The organism is Actinomadura sp. J1-007 (assembly GCF_009793335.1).
GTDB classification, from domain to species: domain Bacteria; phylum Actinomycetota; class Actinomycetes; order Streptosporangiales; family Streptosporangiaceae; genus Spirillospora; species Spirillospora yumaensis.
Map to the genome: position 1 here is coordinate 1,356,742 of NZ_WING01000002.1, position 18,117 is coordinate 1,374,858.

General features: G+C 76.6%; 15 protein-coding genes. 9 read left to right on the forward strand and 6 right to left on the reverse strand.

Features of this window, described 5'->3' with window-relative positions; genetic code table 11:
• Positions 1-2: 2 nt before the first annotated feature.
• A complete protein-coding gene (locus tag GEV43_RS40185) occupies positions 3-2,123 on the forward strand; it encodes a thiamine pyrophosphate-dependent enzyme (RefSeq protein WP_309240202.1) in 2,121 nt (706 codons plus the stop codon).
• Between the two features lie 12 nt (positions 2,124-2,135).
• Here GEV43_RS40185 and GEV43_RS52400 read toward each other — a convergent pair whose 3' ends face one another.
• Genes GEV43_RS52400 through GEV43_RS40220 form a run of 6 tightly spaced genes read right to left on the reverse strand, consistent with a single transcriptional unit; the run spans position 2,136 to position 9,008 of the window.
• Positions 2,136-4,244, reverse strand: a complete 2,109-nt coding sequence (locus GEV43_RS52400; protein ID WP_241684217.1) for an LLM class flavin-dependent oxidoreductase — start codon at positions 4,242-4,244, stop codon at positions 2,136-2,138.
• A complete protein-coding gene (locus GEV43_RS40200) occupies positions 4,234-5,253 on the reverse strand; it encodes an LLM class flavin-dependent oxidoreductase (RefSeq protein ID WP_160825839.1) in 1,020 nt (339 codons plus the stop codon). Before GEV43_RS40200 ends, GEV43_RS52400 begins: the two co-directional genes overlap by 11 nt.
• The gene (locus GEV43_RS40205) at positions 5,250-6,317 is read right to left on the reverse strand and encodes an ABC transporter substrate-binding protein (RefSeq protein ID WP_206681598.1); all 1,068 of its coding nucleotides are present in this window, start codon (positions 6,315-6,317) and stop codon (positions 5,250-5,252) included. The genes GEV43_RS40200 and GEV43_RS40205 overlap by 4 nt, the downstream gene beginning before the upstream one ends.
• The gene (locus tag GEV43_RS40210) at positions 6,314-7,057 is read right to left on the reverse strand and encodes an ABC transporter ATP-binding protein (RefSeq protein WP_160825840.1); all 744 of its coding nucleotides are present in this window, start codon (positions 7,055-7,057) and stop codon (positions 6,314-6,316) included. Before GEV43_RS40210 ends, GEV43_RS40205 begins: the two co-directional genes overlap by 4 nt.
• Positions 7,054-7,926 (reverse strand): ABC transporter permease, encoded by an 873-nt coding sequence (locus GEV43_RS40215; protein ID WP_309240203.1) that lies wholly within the window; start codon positions 7,924-7,926, stop codon positions 7,054-7,056. The genes GEV43_RS40210 and GEV43_RS40215 overlap by 4 nt, the downstream gene beginning before the upstream one ends.
• Positions 7,923-9,008 carry an ABC transporter substrate-binding protein gene (locus GEV43_RS40220; protein ID WP_160825841.1) on the reverse strand — a complete coding sequence of 362 codons (1,086 nt, stop codon included), beginning with the start codon at positions 9,006-9,008 and terminating at the stop codon, positions 7,923-7,925. Before GEV43_RS40220 ends, GEV43_RS40215 begins: the two co-directional genes overlap by 4 nt.
• 192 nt (positions 9,009-9,200) lie before the next feature.
• Here GEV43_RS40220 and GEV43_RS40225 point away from each other — a divergent pair, with 192 nt between their 5' ends.
• From GEV43_RS40225 to GEV43_RS40260, 8 genes are all read left to right on the forward strand, one after another.
• Positions 9,201-9,845, forward strand: a complete 645-nt coding sequence (locus GEV43_RS40225) for an XRE family transcriptional regulator (RefSeq protein WP_309240204.1) — start codon at positions 9,201-9,203, stop codon at positions 9,843-9,845.
• Between the two features lie 94 nt (positions 9,846-9,939).
• Positions 9,940-11,244: an FAD-binding oxidoreductase gene (locus GEV43_RS40230; RefSeq protein WP_160825842.1), complete on the forward strand. Its 1,305-nt coding sequence runs from the start codon at positions 9,940-9,942 to the stop codon at positions 11,242-11,244.
• Complete coding sequence (locus GEV43_RS40235; protein WP_160825843.1) at positions 11,241-11,585, forward strand: (2Fe-2S)-binding protein; 345 nt, start codon at positions 11,241-11,243, stop codon at positions 11,583-11,585. Before GEV43_RS40230 ends, GEV43_RS40235 begins: the two co-directional genes overlap by 4 nt.
• On the forward strand, positions 11,582-13,045 hold the full coding sequence (locus GEV43_RS40240) for an FAD-dependent oxidoreductase (RefSeq protein ID WP_160825844.1): 1,464 nt from the start codon (positions 11,582-11,584) through the stop codon (positions 13,043-13,045). The genes GEV43_RS40235 and GEV43_RS40240 overlap by 4 nt, the downstream gene beginning before the upstream one ends.
• A gap of 7 nt (positions 13,046-13,052) precedes the next feature.
• Positions 13,053-14,039 carry a dihydrodipicolinate synthase family protein gene (locus tag GEV43_RS40245; protein ID WP_160825845.1) on the forward strand — a complete coding sequence of 329 codons (987 nt, stop codon included), beginning with the start codon at positions 13,053-13,055 and terminating at the stop codon, positions 14,037-14,039.
• Positions 14,039-15,040 carry a proline racemase family protein gene (locus GEV43_RS40250; protein WP_160825846.1) on the forward strand — a complete coding sequence of 334 codons (1,002 nt, stop codon included), beginning with the start codon at positions 14,039-14,041 and terminating at the stop codon, positions 15,038-15,040. Before GEV43_RS40245 ends, GEV43_RS40250 begins: the two co-directional genes overlap by 1 nt.
• 153 nt (positions 15,041-15,193) lie before the next feature.
• Entirely contained in the window at positions 15,194-16,663 is a 1,470-nt protein-coding gene (locus GEV43_RS40255) for an amino acid permease (RefSeq protein ID WP_241684218.1), read from the forward strand.
• Entirely contained in the window at positions 16,660-18,069 is a 1,410-nt protein-coding gene (locus GEV43_RS40260; protein WP_160825847.1) for an aldehyde dehydrogenase (NADP(+)), read from the forward strand. Before GEV43_RS40255 ends, GEV43_RS40260 begins: the two co-directional genes overlap by 4 nt.
• Positions 18,070-18,117: the final 48 nt, after the last annotated feature.

Below are 18,117 nucleotides of genomic sequence, written 5' to 3' on the forward strand. Positions count from 1 at the left end.
CCGTGCCCGACCTCCTGGACCTGATCGCGGCCCTGCGGCCGTCGGGGGAGCCGCGCCCCCTCCCGATGACCGCGGGGCGCGCGCTCTCGCTGTTCGACGCGCAGCTCGGCAGCCGGCACCTGGACCTCGCCGCCCGGTGGCTCCGGGAGCGGGGCCACGGGTACTACACGATCGGCTCGGCCGGGCACGAGGGCAACGCCGCGGTGGCCGCGGCGCTGCGCCCCACGGACCCGGCGCTGCTGCACTACCGCTCCGGCGCGTTCTTCCTGGAACGGGCCCGGCAGGGTCCAGGACGCGACGCGCTGCGCGACGTCCTGCTCGGCCTGGTCGCGGCGGCCGAGGACCCGATCTCGGGAGGGCGGCACAAGGTCTTCGGCAGCCGCGCCCTCAACGTCGTCCCGCAGACCTCCACCATCGCCTCGCACCTGCCGAGGGCGGTCGGCGTGGCGTTCGCGATCGAACGCGCGGCCCGGCTGGGCGTGCCCTCGCCCTGGCCGCGCGACGCCGTGGCCGTCTGCTCGTTCGGCGACGCGTCCGCGAACCACTCCACCGCGGCCGGCGCGATCAACGCGGCCGTGCACACCGCGTACCAGGGCCTCCCGATGCCGCTCCTGCTGGTCTGCGAGGACAACGGCATCGGGATCAGCGTCCGCACCCCGCCCGGCTGGGTCCGCGCCGCCTACGGCTCCCGCCCCGGCCTCGCCTACCTCGCCGCCGACGGCCTCGACCTCGCCGACGCGTACGCGGCCGCGCGCGACGCCGCCGGACGGGTGCGGGCCGCCCGCCGCCCCCTGTTCCTGCACCTGCGGACCGTACGGCTGATGGGCCACGCGGGGTCGGACGTGGAGGCGGCCTACCGCACGCCCGCCGAGATCGCCGCGGGCGAGGCCGCCGACCCGCTCCTCGGGACGGCCCGCCTGCTGGTGGACCACGGCATCGCGACGCCCGCCGAGATCGCCGGCCTGTACGAGGCGAAGCGGGCGGAGGTGATGGACCTGGCCGCCGAGGTCGCGGACGCGCCCCGGCTCCGCTCCGCCCGCGAGGTCATGGCCCCGATCGCCGCGCCCGCCCCCGCCCCGGACCCGGCTCCAGCCCCGGACCCGGACCCGGATGCGGAGGCCGGCGGGGGAGAGCCGCTCACGCTCGCGCAGGCGGTCAACCGCACCCTCGCCGCCCTCCTGGACGAGCGCCCCGACGTCCTGGTGTTCGGCGAGGACGTCGCCCGCAAGGGCGGCGTGTACGGCGTGACGCGCGGGCTGCTCAAACGGGCCGGGGCGGCGCGCGTGTTCGACACCCTCCTGGACGAGCAGTCGGTCCTCGGCCTCGCGCTCGGCCTCGGCCTGTCCGGGATGCTGCCCGTCCCGGAGATCCAGTACCTGGCGTACCTCCACAACGCCGCCGACCAGTTGCGCGGGGAGGCCGCGACCCTCCGGTTCTTCTCGGACGGGCGGTACGCCAACCCGATGGTCGTGCGGATCGCGGCCTACGCCTACCAGAAGGGCTTCGGCGGGCACTTCCACAACGACAACGCCGTCGCCGCGCTCCGCGACATCCCCGGCCTGGTGATCGCGTCGCCCGCCCGTCCGGACGACGCCGCCGGGATGCTGCGCACCTGCGCCGCGTCCGGACGCGTGTGCGTGTTCCTGGAGCCGATCGCGCTCTACCACACCGGCGACCTGCACGAGGAGGGCGACGGCGCGTGGCGGGCGCGGCCCGGCGCGCCCGTCCCGCTCGGCCGCGCGCGGACGTACGGGACGGGCGGCGACCTGACGCTCGTGTCGTTCGCCAACGGCCTGCGCATGAGCCTGCGCGCGGCCCGCAGGCTCAGGGACGCCCGCGGCGTGGACGCCCGCGTGCTCGACCTGCGCTGGCTCGCGCCGCTCCCGGCGGGCGACCTGCTGCGCGAGGCGGACGCGACCGGCGCCGTCCTCGTCGCGGACGAGACCAGGAGGACCGGGGGCGTGTCCGAGGCCGTCCTCACCGCGCTCGCCGACGGCGGATTCGCCGGCCGCGCCGCCCGGGTGACCAGCGAGGACAGCTTCGTCCCGCTGGGCGGCGCGGCCGATCACGTCCTGCTGTCGGAACGGGCGATCGAGGAGGCGGCGGTCGGGCTGCTCCGCTGAGGCGAGCGCCCGCTACCCGGCGGCGCCGGAGAAGGCGGCGAGGTCGGCGAGGCCGGGCACGACGGCGTCCGCCACGGTGATCTTCCGATCGATCAGGCCGGAGGCGTGGAACAGGTCGGCGGCGCGCTGCTGCTCGGCGACGAACCCGTCCCCGACCGGCAGCAGCCCGAACGGGCGGCGGCGCAGCGCGTTCTCCCACGCGTCCACGTCGCCCTCGTCGTCGGCGGCGAACAGCCGCGCCGCCTCGCGGGGGTTCGCGCGCACCCACGCGTCCGACTCCTGGAGGGCGGCGACGATCGCGGCCAGCTCCTCGCGGCGCTCCTCGGCGAAGCCGCGGCGCGTGAACCACAGCGACCGGTGGCTGAACAGCCCGTCCGTCTCGACCAGCGTGCGGACCTCGGCCTCCGCCTCGACGCGCGTCAGCGACGGGTACGAGGCGACCCAGGCGTCCACCTCGCCGTCCAGGAGCAGGCGTCCGGCGTCCGTCCCGGCGTCCACCGGGTCGATGTCGGCCCAGCCGAGCCCCGCGCCGTCCAGCGCGAACAGCAGCAGCGTGGTCTGCCACGAGCCGTGCGCGAGCGCGACCCGCCTGCCCTTGAGGTCGGCGGGCGAGGCGATGTCGGACCCGGCGCGGACGATCAGGCGCCCGTTCTCGTGCCGGGGCGCGGACGTCGCGACGTACACGATGTCGTGGCCCTTCGCCTGCGCGGTGACGGGCGGGGTGGAGCCGGTGCCGATGAAGTCGTACCCGCCGTCGAAGAGGTGGTCGCCGTGCGCCGACGGCAGCCCCGCGCGCGGGGACGGCCGGTCGCCGGGCGGCAGGGAGCGCAGGTCCACCCACTCCACGTCGGGCAGGGACCGTTCGAGGACGCCGCGGTGCCGCAGCACCCACAGCGAGTTGTTGTGCGGGAAGTAACCGACGCGCGTGGTCATCTCAGGCGGACCCTTCCAGTGCGGAGACGGGGAGGCGGGGGACACGGGGGAGGGGACGCGCGGGCCGTGTCCGCGCAGGAGGGGCAGGACGTTCTCGCCGACCCGGTACGCCTCCTCCAGATGCGGGACCCCGGCGAGGACGAACGCGTCCACGCCGAGCCCGATCAGCTCGTCGAGCCGTTCGGCGACCTGCGCGTAGGAACCGACGAGCCCGAACGCGGGGCCGCCGCGCAGCAGGTGGAAGCCGCCCCACACGTTCGGGGACGCCTCCAGCTCGCGGAACCCGGTGACGGGCCAGTCCACGAACGACTGCCCGCGCAGCCAGCCGACCGAGTCGCCGCTCGCCTCGGGGCCGCGCAGCAGCGCCGGGTCCACGTGCCGCCAGCCGCGGCGGATCTCGTCCCACGCCTCGTCCTCGGTCGGCCGGGCGAGCACGTCGATCCGCACCGCGAACCTCGGCGCCCGGCCGAGCGCCCCGCTGTGCTCGCGGACCTGCTCGAACTTCGCGGCCAGCGCGTCGAACGGCTCCAGCCACGACAGGTAGTGGTCGGCGTGCCGCCCGGCCGCCCGGATCGCGGCGGGCGACGACCCCGAGAAGTAGATCTCCGGGAACGGCTGCCGGGCGAGCGGCTCGGGCAGACGCGCGCCCTCCACCCGGTAGAACCGGCCGTCGTAGTCGAACGGCCCGCCGCCCCACACGCCCTTCAGCACGTCGAGGAACTCCGACGTGCGGGCGTACCGGTCGTCGTGGTCCACCCGGTCGCCCCACCAGAGCTGCGCGGGCCCGCCGCCGCCGGAGATCACGTTGTAGACGACCCGGCCGCCGGTCGCGCGCTGGAGGCTCGCCGACATCCGCGCGGCCTGCACCGGATGCAGGAACCCCGGCTGGTAAGCGATCATGAACCGGTAGGTGGCGGTCTCGCGGGCGAGGCTCGCGGCGGCGGCCCACGGGTCGTCGGTGAACGGGAACGACGGCAGCAGCCCGCCGACGAACCCCGCCAGCTCCGACGCCCGCGCCACGTCCGCCATGTGGTCCAGGTGCGTGTAGCCGTCGCGGCGGCCCGCGCGGACGCCCGGCGCGACGCTGCCCGGCACGACCGGCGACCAGTCCCCGCGCGTGACGGCGCGGCGGCGCAGCGACCGCTGGTCGCCGTGCGTGCCGATCCGCCAGTAGATGTCAACCGGCATGCCCGGCCTCCTCCCTCTCCCTCTCGCTCTCGGCCGGGCGGCCGGAGGGGTCCGCCCCGCCGTCCTCCCGGCCGTCCCGCCGCAACAGCGGGATCAGGTTCTCCCCGAGCCGGTACGCCTCCTCCACGTACGGGCTCGCCTCCAGCACGAACGTCGCCACGCCCCGCCGCTCGTGCGCGCGCAGCGCCTCCGCGACGTGCCCGTACGCCCCGACGAGCGCGGACGCCGGGACGGTCCCGCGGTGTCCGAGGGCCGTGCGCGCCTCGTCGTCGTCCTCGCGCGCCAGCACCGGCAGCCGCAGCCCGTACGCCACGGTCCGGCCCCGGGACGCCGCGCGCTCGCCGAGCGCGGGGATCAGCGTGTCCAGGTCGTCGTAGGCGTCGAACAGGTGCACGTCGGCGTGCAGCGCCGACAGGTCGAGCGCCTCCGCCGACGTCCCCGACAGGAACACGCGGGGGAACGGCTGCTCGGCCAGCGGCGCCTGGAAGCCGCCCGCGAGGACCTGGAAGTGGCGGCCCTCGTAGGTGTAGTCCTCCTCGCGCCACACGCCCTTGGCGATCGTGAGGAACTCCTCGGCGCGGGCGTACCGTTCGGGGCCCTCGGTGAAGTCGCCCTGCGCCCGCGCGGTGGCCGGGTCGAGATCGACCGAGAGCAGCCAGTCGAGCCGTCCGCCCGAGAACCGCTGGAGCGAGGCCGACACCTTCGCCGCGTACACCGGCGTCGCGACCCCGGGGTGGAATCCCGCGACGCCGCGCAGCCACCGGTTGCGCCGCAGCAGCCCGGCCGTCACGACGAGTGACTCCTCGCCCGCCGGGTCGAACGGCACGAGGACGCCGTCCCACCCGGTGACCTCGGCGGCCCGGCCGATCTGCTCCAGATGGTCGAACGGCCCGTACGCCCCCGGCCGCGGGTCGGTGTGGGCGGGAACGCGCGCGGGCCCGGACGGCTCCCAGTCGCCGCGCTGCCCGTCCCCGCGGGTGGGGACGGTCGCGATGAACTCGGCGCTCACGCCGCCACCCCCTCCTCCACGCGCAGGCGGGCGAGCCGCAGCGGCTCGGGCGCGGCCCAGGCGTCCACGTCCACGTCGGCGTCGAGGAACCCGTGGACCAGCAGGAAGTCCTTCTGCGCGCGCAGCAGGCCGAGCCGTTCGTCCGACAGGTCCGGGTGGAGCGAGCGGTGGAAGCCGTCGCGGTAGGCGGTCGCGACCCCCTCCGCGCCCGACCGGGTCTCGCCCGCGAGGATCTCCCGCACCCGCTCCGGATGGCCCGCCGCCCAGTCGGCGGCCCGCAGCGTCTCCGCGAGGAACGTCACGACCAGGTCGGGGCGCTCCTCCAGCAGCCGCGCGTGCACGGTGATCGGCCGCGGCGTGCCGTTGTTGACGCGGGTCCGGCGGTCGGGGTGGGCGTCCAGGTCGACGGCCACGGACAGGCCCAGCTCCCGCGCCTGCTCGGCGGCCCGCGCGCCCTTGGCGTACGCCGCGTCCACCTCGCCGCGCGCGAGCGCGTCCAGGCCGGGCCAGGCGACCGCGCGTCCGCGCGCGTCCCGTCCGACCGAGGGGGACGGGTCGGCGGGCACCTCGGCGAACGTCACGTCGTCCAGCGTCAGGCCGCCCTGCGCGAGCGCGCCCTTCACGCCGTGCAGCGCCATCGCGCGCGGGAAGCTCCGCGTCCGCGTCCCGGCCCAGCCGGGCAGCGCGACCCGCGCGCCGCGCAGGCCCGCGGCGTCCCCGATGCCCGAGCCGGGGCGGACCAGGATCGACTGCCACTCCTCGATCCAGGTGAGGCCGATCAGCCGCGTCGGGGCGCCCGCCGAGCGGGCCGCGAGCGCGGGCACGTTGCCGCCCTCGCGGAACAGCCCCAGCAGGCCGTGGTCGAAGTGGTGCCGGGCCAGCTCCGGACCCGCGTCCTGGAGCACCCCGACGTCCAGGCCCTCCCGGGCGAACGCCTCGTCCAGCCGGCCGAGGCGGTGCGCGAGCCCGCTCGCGGTCGGCACCGGGCAGCGGGTGAACCAGATCCTGCCGAGGTCGTCTTGCCTGTCTTGCCTGTGTTGCTTGCCTTGCTCCGTCGAGGTCACGGTTCTCCTACTCCGAGGTGGGACAGGAACGAGCGCCGGTATCCGGCGGCGGCGGGGTCGTCGCGGTCGCGCGGCCTCGGCAGGCCGATCCGCCGGTCGGCGGCGAACGCGCCGTCGCGCAGCACCGCGACGCGGTCGGCGAGCCGCAGCGCCTCGTCCACGTCGTGGGTGACGAGCACCACCGCCGGGCGGTGCCGCGCGCACAGCTCGGCGACCAGGTCCTGCGTCCGCATCCGGGTGAGCGCGTCGAGCGCGGCGAACGGCTCGTCCAGCAGCAGCACCTGCGGCTCGCGGACCAGCGCGCGGGCGAGCGCGACGCGCTGCGCCTCGCCGCCCGACAGCGTCGCGGGCCACGCCCGCTCGTACCCCTCCAGGCCGACCTCCGCGAGCGCGCGCCGCCCCGCCTGCCGCGCCGAGCGGGGCAGGCCGAGCGTCACGTTCGCGAGGACGCGGCGCGACTGGACGAGCCGCGGCTCCTGGTAGACGGTCGTGCGGCGCGGGGCGGCGAGCACGGTGCCCGCGTCGGGCCGTTCCAGCCCGGCGAGCACGCGCAGCAGCGTCGTCTTTCCGGTGCCGCTCGGGCCGAGCAGGGCGAAGAACTCGCCGCGCCCGATCTCCAGGTCGACGCCGTCCAGGACGGTCTTCGCGCCGAACGCCTTGCGCAGCCCCTCGATCCGCACCGCCGGGACGGCGCCGCCGGTCCCGGTTCCGGCTTCGGTTCCGACCCCGGTCTCGGTCATCGGGCCGTCACCGCCCCGCGCCACGGCATCGCGAGCCGTTCCGCCCCGCGGATCACCAGGTCGATGAGCAGCCCGATCAGCGCGTAGACGAGGATGCACAGCACCATGTAGTCGTTGCGGTAGTACTGCTGGGCGAGGGTGACCAGGTAGCCGATGCCCTCCGTCGCGCCGACCTGCTCGGCGGCGATCAGCCCGGTGAGCGACACCGACAGGCTGATCCGCAGCGCCATCAGGATGCTCGGCAGCGCGCTCGGCACGATCACCGCCGCCGCGAGCCTCGGCCCGCGCAGCCCGAACCCGCGCGCCGCCTCCACCACCTTGCGGTCCACGCCGCGCACGCCGAGGTAGGTGTAGGCGTACATCGGCGCGACCGCCGCCACGGCGATGAGCAGCACCTTGAACGTCTCGCCGACCCCGAACCAGGAGATGAACAGCGGCACCAGCGCGAGGAACGGCACGGCCCGCTTCATCTGCATCACCGGGTCCACCAGCTCCTCGCCGAGCGCCGACAGGCCCGCCGCGACGCCGAGGACCAGCCCGGCGCCCGCGCCGATCAGCACGCCGAGCGCCGCGCGGCGGCCGGAGGCGAGCAGGAAGTCGCCGAGCTGCCCGGTCGAGGCCAGCTCCCGCAGCGCGCCGGCCACCGCGCCCGGCCCGGCGAGCACGTCCTCGGGGATCCGGCCGCTGGACGAGCCGTACCACCAGGCGGCGACCAGCAGCAGCGGCACCGCCGCGCGGACGGCGAGGGAGACGCCGGGGCGGCGGGGCCGCGACCCGAGCCGTTCGGGAGGACGCAGGTCCGCGGCGCCGTCGTCGCTCGCGGCGACGGCCGGTACGGACGGGGAGGCAGGGGACTTCTCCAGCGTCACGACGGCCCTCCCGACGGCGAGGAGGACGCCGGGGACGGCGGCGCGGCGCCGTTCCCGCGCAGGTCGAAGATGACGTCCTGCGGGCGGATGTCGGCGGGCAGCACGCCGTAGGCGCGGAACACGTCGTTCACGGACCGGACGTACGCGGCGTCGCCCTTCCCCGCCGGGCGCGGGACGTTCTGGTAGCGGGCCTTGGCGAGGTCGTCGTCGAGGCGCGCGCCCGACACCGCCGAGGGGCCTTTCTTCAGGAAGACGTTCTGGAACCTGCCCGGGTCCTGCTTCTCCTGCCGCGTCAGCTCGCCCAGCACGTCGAGGAACGCCGACACCGCGCGCGGGTGCCGGTCGAGCAGCTCGGTGCGGGCCGCCCAGATGTTGACGTCCCGGTCCGGGAGGTCGCGGCCGTGCACGAGCACCCGCGCGCCCTTCGCGACGACCTGCGGGTAGGCGTCCACGATGGCCCACCAGGCGTCCACCTTGCCCGTCGCGAACGCCGACGCGCCCTGGATCGGGTTGAGGTAGACCCGCTTCACCCGGTCGGCGGGGATCCCGGCCTGCTTGAGCGCGAGCAGCAGCAGGTACTCGCCGCGCCCGCCCTTGTTGACCGCGACCTGCTTGCCGACCAGGTCGCGGACGGACCGCGCGGGGCTGTCCGCGGGCACGACCAGGCCGTCCTCGTAGGGCGCGGCCCGGTCGGCCACGGGGTCGGTGAACGCGAAGATCTTGATGTCGCGGCCGTTGGCCAGGTAGCCGAGCGCGGGGGAGACCGCGCCCTCCAGCACGTTCACCGAGCCCGAGCGCACCGCGTCGATCGTCGCGGTGAACGAGGCGTACGACCCGCCCCACTCGACCCGGGCCCCGGCCGCCCTCAGCCGCCGCTCCAGGATGCCCTCCCGTTTGGCGTAGGCGAGCACGCCCGCGTTGCCGGGGTCCTTCAGCCTGATCACCGCGGCGCCGGGGCCGCCGCCCGCGCCGCCCGCCGTCGCCGACCCGCCGCAGGCGGCGGTGAGGCAGAGCAGCGCGGCGGCCAGCGCGGCCGCCGCGGGGCGGGCCGCGACGCGTGGTCGAGGTCGGGGTGTCGGCATGGTGATGCGCCCTTCGAGGAGGTCCGAGCGCCCCGGCGGAACGCGCCGGGGGATATTTCCGATAATTCCGGTAGGGAAACCCGGAAGTCAAGTGAGCGGGCCGGGATTGCGGGCGGACCTATACTCGTTCGGTAAAGCGAACGTCGGCCGTCCGGCCGGGTTCGGCGGGCGAGACGGGACGAGGGGACGGGCGTGGTCGCGTCAGGCGAGTCGGTGCGGGAGGGCGGCGAGGCGGCGGGCGAGTCGATCCGGGACATGCTGGCCGCCAACCTGAGGCGGGCCCGGAGCGAGCTCGGCCTGTCGCTGTCGGAGCTGTCCCGCCGGTCCAGGATCGGCAAGGCCACGCTGTCCCAGCTGGAGTCGGGCGCGGGCAACCCGACGATCGAGACGGTGTTCAGCCTGTCGCGCGCCCTGGAGGTGCCGATCTCCGACCTGCTCGACCAGCGCCGCCCGGCCGGGCTCACCGTGGTCCGCGGCGCGGGCGTCGAGGTGCTGCGCGGCGAGGGCGTCGACCTGCGCCCGCTGCGCGGGCTGGAGTCCGGCGACGCGATCTTCGAGGTGTACGACCAGCAGGTCAGGGCCGGCGCCCGGCAGGACTCGCTCGGGCACGTCGGGACCGAGCACACGATCGTCCAGGCGGGCCGGCTCGGCGTTCGGGTCGACGACCGGGAGGTGGAGCTCGGGCCGGGCGACTACGTCGGCTTCGACGCCCGCCTCCCGCACCGCTACACCGCGCTGGAGGGCGTCGTGCGCTCCGTGCTGCTCCTCCAGTACCGCTCTGACCAGCGGCTTCACTCCTCCCGGCCGCACGCTCCCTCCGCGCCCGGCGAGGGGTGAGCCCGATCACGATCGGGCGTTGACAGCGCCGCGCCGCGAGTCGTAGTCTCCGAAACGTTCGGTATATCGAACACGATGGAGGGGGGACGGCCCGATGGACGCGACGCGGATCGTGGTGCTGGGCGCCGGGATCATCGGCGCGGCGTGCGCCCGCGAGCTGGCCCTCGCCGGGTTCGCGGTGACCGTCGCCGAACGCGGCGCGCCCGCGGCCGGCACCACCGCGCACGGCGAGGGCAACGTCCTGGTCTCCGACAAGGAGCCCGGACCCGAGCTGGAGCTGGCCAAGCTGTCGCGGCGCCTGTGGCCCGAGGTGCTCGCCGAGATCGCCGACCGCGCCCGCCCGGCCGCCCCCCGCGCCGCCACCCGCACCACCACCCGCACCACCACCCGCACCACCGGTCGTACCGCCGATCCGGTGGCCGCGGTGGAGTGGGACCCGAAGGGCGGCATCGTGGTCGCCACCACCGGCGACGGCGCCCGCGAGCTGGAACGGTTCGCCGCGGCCCAGCGCGCCCAGGGCGTCGCCACCGAGACCCTCGACGCCGCCGCGCTCGCCGCCGCCGAGCCGTACGCCACCCGCGACTTCGCCCTCGCCGTCCGCTACCCGCAGGACGCGCAGGTCCAGCCGTCCGGCGCGGCGGCCGCGCTGCTCGCCGACGCGCTGCGCGCGGGCGCCGTGCTGCGCACCGGCTGCGAGGTGCTCGGCGCCGAGACCGCCGGCGGCCGGATCACCGGCGTGCGCACCTCCACCGGGACGATCGGCGCCGACGCCGTCGTCAACGCCGCCGGCCCCTGGGCGGGCGAGACGTCCCGGCGGCTCGGCGCGCCCGTGGACGTCCGGCCCCGCCGCGGCGAGGTCCTCGTGACCGCGCCGATGCCGCCGACCGTGTTCCACAAGGTGTACGACGCCGACTACGTGGGCGCGGTCGGCAGCGGCGCGGGCGACCTCCAGGCGTCCGCCGTCGTCGAGTCCACCCGCGCCGGGACGATCCTGCTGGGCTCCTCGCGCCGCCGCGTCGGGTTCGACGAGCGGATCCGCCCGGACGTGCTGGCGGTGATCGCGGCGAAGGCGCTGCGGCTGTTCCCGTCCCTCGCGGGCGTGCCCGTCATGCGCGCCTACGGCGGGTTCCGCCCGTACGTCCCCGACCACCTGCCCGTGATCGGCGCCGACCCGCGCCTGCCCGGCCTGTGGCACGCGACCGGGCACGAGGGCGCGGGCATCGGCCTGTCGGTCGGCACCGCCCGGATCCTCGCGGACCTGATCCTCGGCCGCGAGCCGGAGATCGACGCCGAGCCGTTCCGCGCGGACCGCCCCGCCGTCCCGCTGGACCCCGCCGCCGCGTCCGGAACCGCGGCGCCCGCCGAACCGCCCGAGCCTTCCCAGGGAGCGAACCCGTGAGCCCGAGACTCGTCCCGGCGTCCGCCGACGCCGCCGGCCGCCGCCCGGACGTCCCGCTGCGCATCACCGTGGACGGCGTGCCGTACAACGGCGCGGCGGGCCAGACCATCGCGGGCGTGCTGCTCGCCGCCGGGCGCCGGTCGTGGCGCAACGGTCCGTCCGGCGCGCCGCGCGGCGTGTTCTGCGGCATCGGCGCCTGCTTCGACTGCCTCGTCACCGTCAACGGCGACCGCGACGTGCGCGCCTGCCGCCGCCGCGCCGCCGACGGCGACGCCGTCACCACGCAGTCCCGCGCGGCGGACTCGGCGGACCCGGCGGGCACGGACGGCGGCGAGCGATGACCCGGCACGTCGTGGTCGTCGGCGCGGGGCCCGCGGGCCTCGGGGCCGCCGCCGCAGCGCTGCGGGCCGGGGCGCGCGTGACCCTCGTCGACTCGGCCGAGCATCCCGGCGGCCAGTACCACCGGATGCTCCCCGACGCCTACCGCGCGGCCCGCCCCGGACGGCTCCACCACGGCTGGGACGCGTTCGACCGGCTGCGCCGCCGCGTCACCGGGCACCCCCGCTGCGCCTGGTGGCCCGAGACCTCCGTCTGGATGCTGGAACGCTCCGCCCCCGGTGAGCCGCGCCCGCCGCGCGTCCACGTGCTGCGCGGTCCGGCCGACGGCTCCGGCCGCGAGCGCCGCGTCCTCGAACCCGAGGCGCTCGTCCTCGCGCCCGGCGCGCACGACCGCGCCCTGCCGTTCCCCGGCTGGGACCTGCCGGGCGTCTTCACCGCGGGCGCGGCGCAGGCCCTGGCGAAGGGCGAACGCGTCGTTGTCGGCGACCGCGTCGTGGTCGGCGGCGCCGGGCCGTTCCTGCTGCCGGTCGCCGCGTCGCTGCTGGAGGCGGGCGCGTCGGTCGCCGAGGTGCTGGAGGCCGGGACCGCCGCCGCCGTGGCGCGCGGCTGGGGCCGGCGCCCGTGGGAGCTGGCGTCGCAGGCGGGCAAGGCCGGCGAGCTGGCCGGGTACGCCGCGCTGCTCGCCCGCCACCGCGTCCCGTACCGGACGGGCCGCGCCGTGATCGAGGCCCGCGGCGACGGACGGGTCGAGGAGGCCGTGACCGCGCGGCTGCGCGCCGACTGGTCCGTGGTCCCCGGCACCGAGCGGACCGTCACCGCCGACGCGGTCTGCGTGACGCACGGCTTCAGCCCCCAGCTCGAACTCCCCGTCGCCGCGGGCTGCGCGCTCCGCGCCGGGGCCACGCCCGAGGAGCCGTTCGTCGAGGTGGACGCCGACCAGCTCACCACCGCGCCGGGCGTGTACGCGGCGGGCGAGGTCACCGGGATCGCCGGGGCGCCCGCCGCCCGCGCCGAGGGCCTGCTCGCCGGCTGGCTCGCGGGCGGCGGCGCGCCGTCCGCGCCGGAGCTGCGGCGGCTCCGCGCGCGCCGCGACCAGGGCCGCGCGTTCGCCGCCCGGCTCGCCGCCGCCCACCCGGTCGGCGCGGCCTGGCCCGGCTGGCTCCGCCCCGGCACGGTCGTGTGCCGCTGCGAGGAGACCGACTACGCCGCCCTCTGCCGCGCCGCGGACGACGCGGCGGGCGGCGCGGCGGCCCGCGCCGTCAAGCTCGGCACCCGCGCGGGCCTCGGCCCCTGCCAGGCCAGGATCTGCGGCCCGACGGTCGCCGAGCTGCTCCGGCGGCGCGCCGCCGGGGCGCCGGGCCGTCCCGCCGAAGGGCTCGCGCCCGCCACCCCGCATCACCGGCCCGTCGCCCAGCCGATCCGGCTCGGCGAGCTGGCCGAACCCCCGAGAGAAAGCGAGTGAGACAGACATGAGCGGCGAGAAGAACGGCACCGCTACCGGCACCGGTCCCGCCGGCGGCACCGCCGGCGCCACCGGGCTCGGCGGCGTCATCGTGGCCACCGCGCTGCCGTACCGGGAGGACGCCTCCGCGCCCGCCGGGCTCGCGGTGGACTACGACGCGTTCGCCGAGCACTGCCGGTGGGTGGTCGCCCGCGGCTGCCGGGGCGTCGGCCCGAACGGCTCGCTCGGCGAGTACTCCTCCCTCACCGACGAGGAGCGCCGCCGCGTCGCCCGCACCGCGGTCGAGGCGGTCGGGCGGGGCGGCGGCGGGGACGGCGTGGTCGTCGTCGGCGTGCACGGCCCCGGCGCGCACCAGGCGCGGCACTGGGCGGAGCTGGCCGCCGAGGACGGCGCGGACGGCGTGCTGTGCCTGCCCCCGACGATGTACCGGGCGAACCCCGGCGAGATCATCGCGCACTACGAGGCCGTCGCCTCCGCGGGCCTGCCGGTCATGGCGTACAACAACCCGATCGACACCAAGGTCGACCTGACCCCGGACCTGCTCGCCGAGATCGCCCAGATCGACAACGTGGTGGCGGTGAAGGAGTTCTCCGGCGACGTCCGCCGCGTCCTGGAGATCCGCGAGAAGGCCCCGGGCCTGGAGGTGGTCGCGGGCGCCGACGACGTCGCCCTCGAAGCGCTGCTGATGGGCGCCACCGGCTGGTTCGCGGGCTTCCCCAACATCTTCCCCGCCGAGTCCGCCCGCCTGTACGAGCTGGCGGCGGCCGGGCGGCTGGAGGAGGCGCGGGCATTGTACGAGCCGCTCGTCGCCGCGTTCCGCTGGGACTCGCGCACCGAGTTCGTCCAGGCGATCAAGCTCGGGATGGAGCGCGTCGGCCGGTACGGCGGCCCGTGCCGCCCGCCGCGCGGCCCCCTCACCGCCGAGCACCGCGCGGCCGTCACCGCCGACATGGACCGCGCCCTCGCCGCCCTCGACGCGCGCAGGGCCGCCTGATGCGCTCGGTCCGGACGATCTCCGCGGTCGACTCGCACACCGAGGGGATGCCGACGCGGGTCGTCACCGGCGGCGTCGCGCCGATCCCGGGCGCGACGATGGCCGACCGGCGCCGGTACGCGATCGAGCACCTCGACGGCCTGCGCCGCTTCCTGATGGACGAGCCGCGCGGGCACGCCGCGATGAGCGGCGCGCTGCTCCAGCCGCCCGCGGACCCCGGCGCCGACTGGGGCGTGGTCTACGTCGAGGCCAGCGGGTTCCTGCCCATGTGCGGGCACGGCACCATCGGCGTCGCGACCGTCCTCGTGGAGACGGGGATGGTCGAGGTCACCGAGCCGGAGACGGTCGTGCGGCTGGACGTGCCCGCCGGTCCGGTCGAGGCGCGCGTCGCCGTCCGCGACGGCCGCGCCGAACGGGTGACGCTGCGCAACGTCGCCTCGTTCGCCACCGCCCTGGACGCCGCCGTCACCGTGCCCGGCCTCGGCGAGGTCCGCTACGACATGGCGTACGGCGGCAACTTCTACGCGATCGTCGACCTGGCGTCGGTCGGGCTGCCGTTCGACCGGGCCCGCAAGGACGACATCCTGCGCGCCGGCCTGGACATCATGGCCGCGATCAACGAGGCCGACCGGCCCGTCCACCCGGAGGACCCGGGGATCGCGGGCTGCAAGCACGTCCAGTTCCTCGCGCCCGGATCCGACGCGAAGCGCTCGCGCAACGCGATGGCGATCCACCCCGGCTGGTTCGACCGGTCGCCGTGCGGCACGGGCACGTCCGCGCGGATGGCCCAGCTCCACGCCCGCGGCGAGCTGCCCCTGCACACCGACTTCGTGAACGAGTCGTTCATCGGGACGAGCTTCACCGGCCGCCTCACCGGCACCGCCACCGTCGGCGGCGTCCCGGCGGTGGTCCCCGAGTTCGAGGGCCGGGCGTGGATCACCGGGACGGCCAACTACCTGCTGGACCCGCACGACCCGTTCCCCGAGGGCTTCAAGCTCTGACCCCCGGGCCGCGGCCTCTCGCGGCCTCTCGCAGCCCCCCGCACTCCACCGCCGAGCCTCGGCGTGCCCCCGTTCGAAGCGCCGCTCCCGCCGCGGCGCGCCGAGGCCCGGCGCACCGCGCCGTCACCCCCGCACACCCCCGGAGGGACCTCCATGTCCCGAGTCATGCCCCAAGCCGGACCGCCGGCGCCGCCCCCGCCCCGTCCGTTCTCGTCGTCGGGCCTGTTCCGGCTGAAGCCCGTCGACACCTCGGAGGAGGAGACCGCGGGCGGCCTGCGCCGCACGATGGGCCTCTGGCAGCTCGTCGCGCTCAGCCTCGGCGGCCTCGTCGGCGCGGGCGTGTTCTCGCTCGCCGGCGTCGTCGCGCACGAGGACGCCGGGCCCGGCGTCATGATCTCGTTCCTCATCGCGATCGTCGCGAGCGGCGCCGCCGCGCTCTGCTACGCCGAGTTCGCCGGCATGATCCCGAAGGCCGGGTCCGCCTACACCTACTCCTACGCCACGCTCGGCGAGGTCGTCGGGTGGGCGATCGGCTGGGACCTGCTGCTGGAGTACACCGCGATCGTCGCGGTCGTCGCCATCGCGATCAGCGGCTACCTGTCGTACCTGGCCGGGCAGGCGGGCCTGGACCTGCCGTCCTGGATGCTCGGCGCGCCCGGCACCGGGTCCGGCCACAAGGTGGACCTGTTCGCGGCGCTGCTGTGCCTGCTGCTGGCGTTCGTCCTGTCGCGCGGGACGAAGGAGTCCGCGCGGTTCGAGACCGTCCTCGTCGTGGTCAAGCTCGGCATCGTCGCGCTCGTGGTCGTCGCCGGCGCCTTCCACATCTCCGGCGGCAACTACTCGCCGTTCCTGCCGTTCGGCGTCGGCGGCGCGGTCACCGGCGCCGCCACCACGTTCTTCGCGGTGTACGGCTACGACGCGATGAGCGCGGCGGCGGAGGAGAGCGCCGAGGCGAAGAAGGTGCTGCCGAAGGCCATCGTGGTGTCGCTCGGCATCGCCGCCGTCATCTACCTGCTGGTCTGCCTCGTCCTGCTCGGCATGCAGGACTACCGCGACATCGACGTCAAGAGCCCGTTCTCCAGCGCGCTGTCGTCGGTCGGGCTCGCCTGGCTCGGGACGATCGTCGCGGTCGGCGCCGTCCTCGGCATCGCCACGTCCGCGCTCGCCAACATGATGGCGGTGACCCGCGTGTGGTACTCGATGAGCCGCGACGGGCTGCTGCCGAGGTACTTCTCCAGGAACCACCCGCGCCGCGCCGTCCCGACCCGCGTGATCTGGCCGGTCGGCGCCGGGTCGGCGCTGATCGCCGGGTTCCTGCCGATCCGGGAGGCCGCCGACCTCACCAACATCGGCATCCTGATGGCGTTCATCGTGGTCGCCGCCGCGGTCGTGGTGATGCGCCGGACCCGGCCCGACCTGCCGCGCTCGTTCCGCACGCCGTGGGTCCCGGTCGTCCCGCTGGTCGGGATCGGGTTCTCGGTCTGGCTGATCGCGAACCTCGACTGGATCACCTGGGTCCGGTTCGCCGGGTGGATGCTCATCGGCATGGTCTTCTACGCGTTCTACGGCTACCGCAACTCCGCCGAGAACGCCGCCCGCACCGACGAAGGGAGCACCCCGTGAACCCCGTGCAGACCCCGGACCAGGCGGTCGCCGCCGCCGCGTCCGCCGCCGAGGCGTGGGGCACCGCGCCACCCGCGGCCCGCGCCGCGGCGCTCACCGCCGTCGCCGACGCCCTGGAGGGCGCCCGCCCCGAGCTGGTGGCGCTCGCCGACGCCGAGACCCGCCTCGGCGAGGCCCGGCTGAACGGCGAGCTGACGCGCACCGCGTTCCAGCTCCGGCTGTTCGCCGACCACGTGCTGGACGGCGCGTACCTCGACGCGCGGATCGACCGCCCCGACCCGGACTGGCCGACCGGCCCCCGTCCCGACCTGCGCCGCTACCGGGCACCGGCCGGGCCGGTGCTGGTGTTCGCCGCGAGCAACTTCCCGTTCGCGTTCAGCGTCGCGGGCGGCGACACCGCGTCGGCGTGGGCGGCGGGCTGCCCGGTCGTCGTCAAGGCCCACCCCGGCCACCCGCGGCTGTCCCGCCGCACGGCCGAGATCATCGCCGGGGCCGTCCCCGAGGGCGTCTTCGGGCTGGTCGAGGGGGAGGCGGACGGCGTGGCGGCGCTGCGCCACCCCGCGCTCGCCGCCGCCGCGTTCACCGGGTCCGAGCGCGGCGGGCTCGCCCTGGCGAGGATCGCCGCCGAACGGCCCGTGCCGATCCCGTTCTTCGGCGAGCTCGGCAGCGTCAACCCGGCGGTCGTCACGCCACGCGCGGCCGAGGCCCGCGCCGCCGAGATCGCCCAGGGGTACGCGGCGTCCCTCACCCTCGGCGCGGGCCAGTTCTGCACCAACCCCGGCCTGCTGTTCGCGCCCGCCGGGCTGCTCGGCCCGGTCGCCGACGCCGTCCGCGCCGCCGCGCCGGCCCCGATGCTGAACGACCGCATCCAGCGCGGCTACCTGGAGGTCGCGGGCGCGCTCGGGGCACGGCCCGGCGTCCGCCGCGTGGTCTGGCCGGACGACCCGTCCGCGCCCGTCCCGCGGCTGCTCGCCATGGACCTCGACGCGTTCGACGCCGACCGCGCCGACGCCGCGCGGGAGTGCTTCGGCCCGCTCGGGCTCGTCGTCGCCTACGACGACCTCGCGCGCGTCGCGGGCGTCGTCGCGGCGCTGCCCGGCCAGCTCACCGCGTCCCTGCACGCCGAGCCGGAGGAGGCCGGCGGCCTCGCCGCCCTCGCGCGCGTCCTCGCCGGCCGCAGCGGGCGCGTCCTGTGGAACCAGTGGCCGACCGGCGTCTCCGTCACGTCCGCGATGCAGCACGGCGGCCCGTTCCCCGCGACGACCGCCCCGGCCACCACGTCGGTGGGGACGGCGGCGATCGAGCGGTTCCTGCGGCCCGTCGCGTTCCAGGGGTGGCCGCAGGAGCTCCTGCCGCCCCCGCTCCGCGACGCCAACCCCTGGAACGTCCCCCAGCGCGTCACCTGACCCTGGCGCGGGGTGGGCATCGCTTGGTCGGCCCATGGGTGTGCCGTG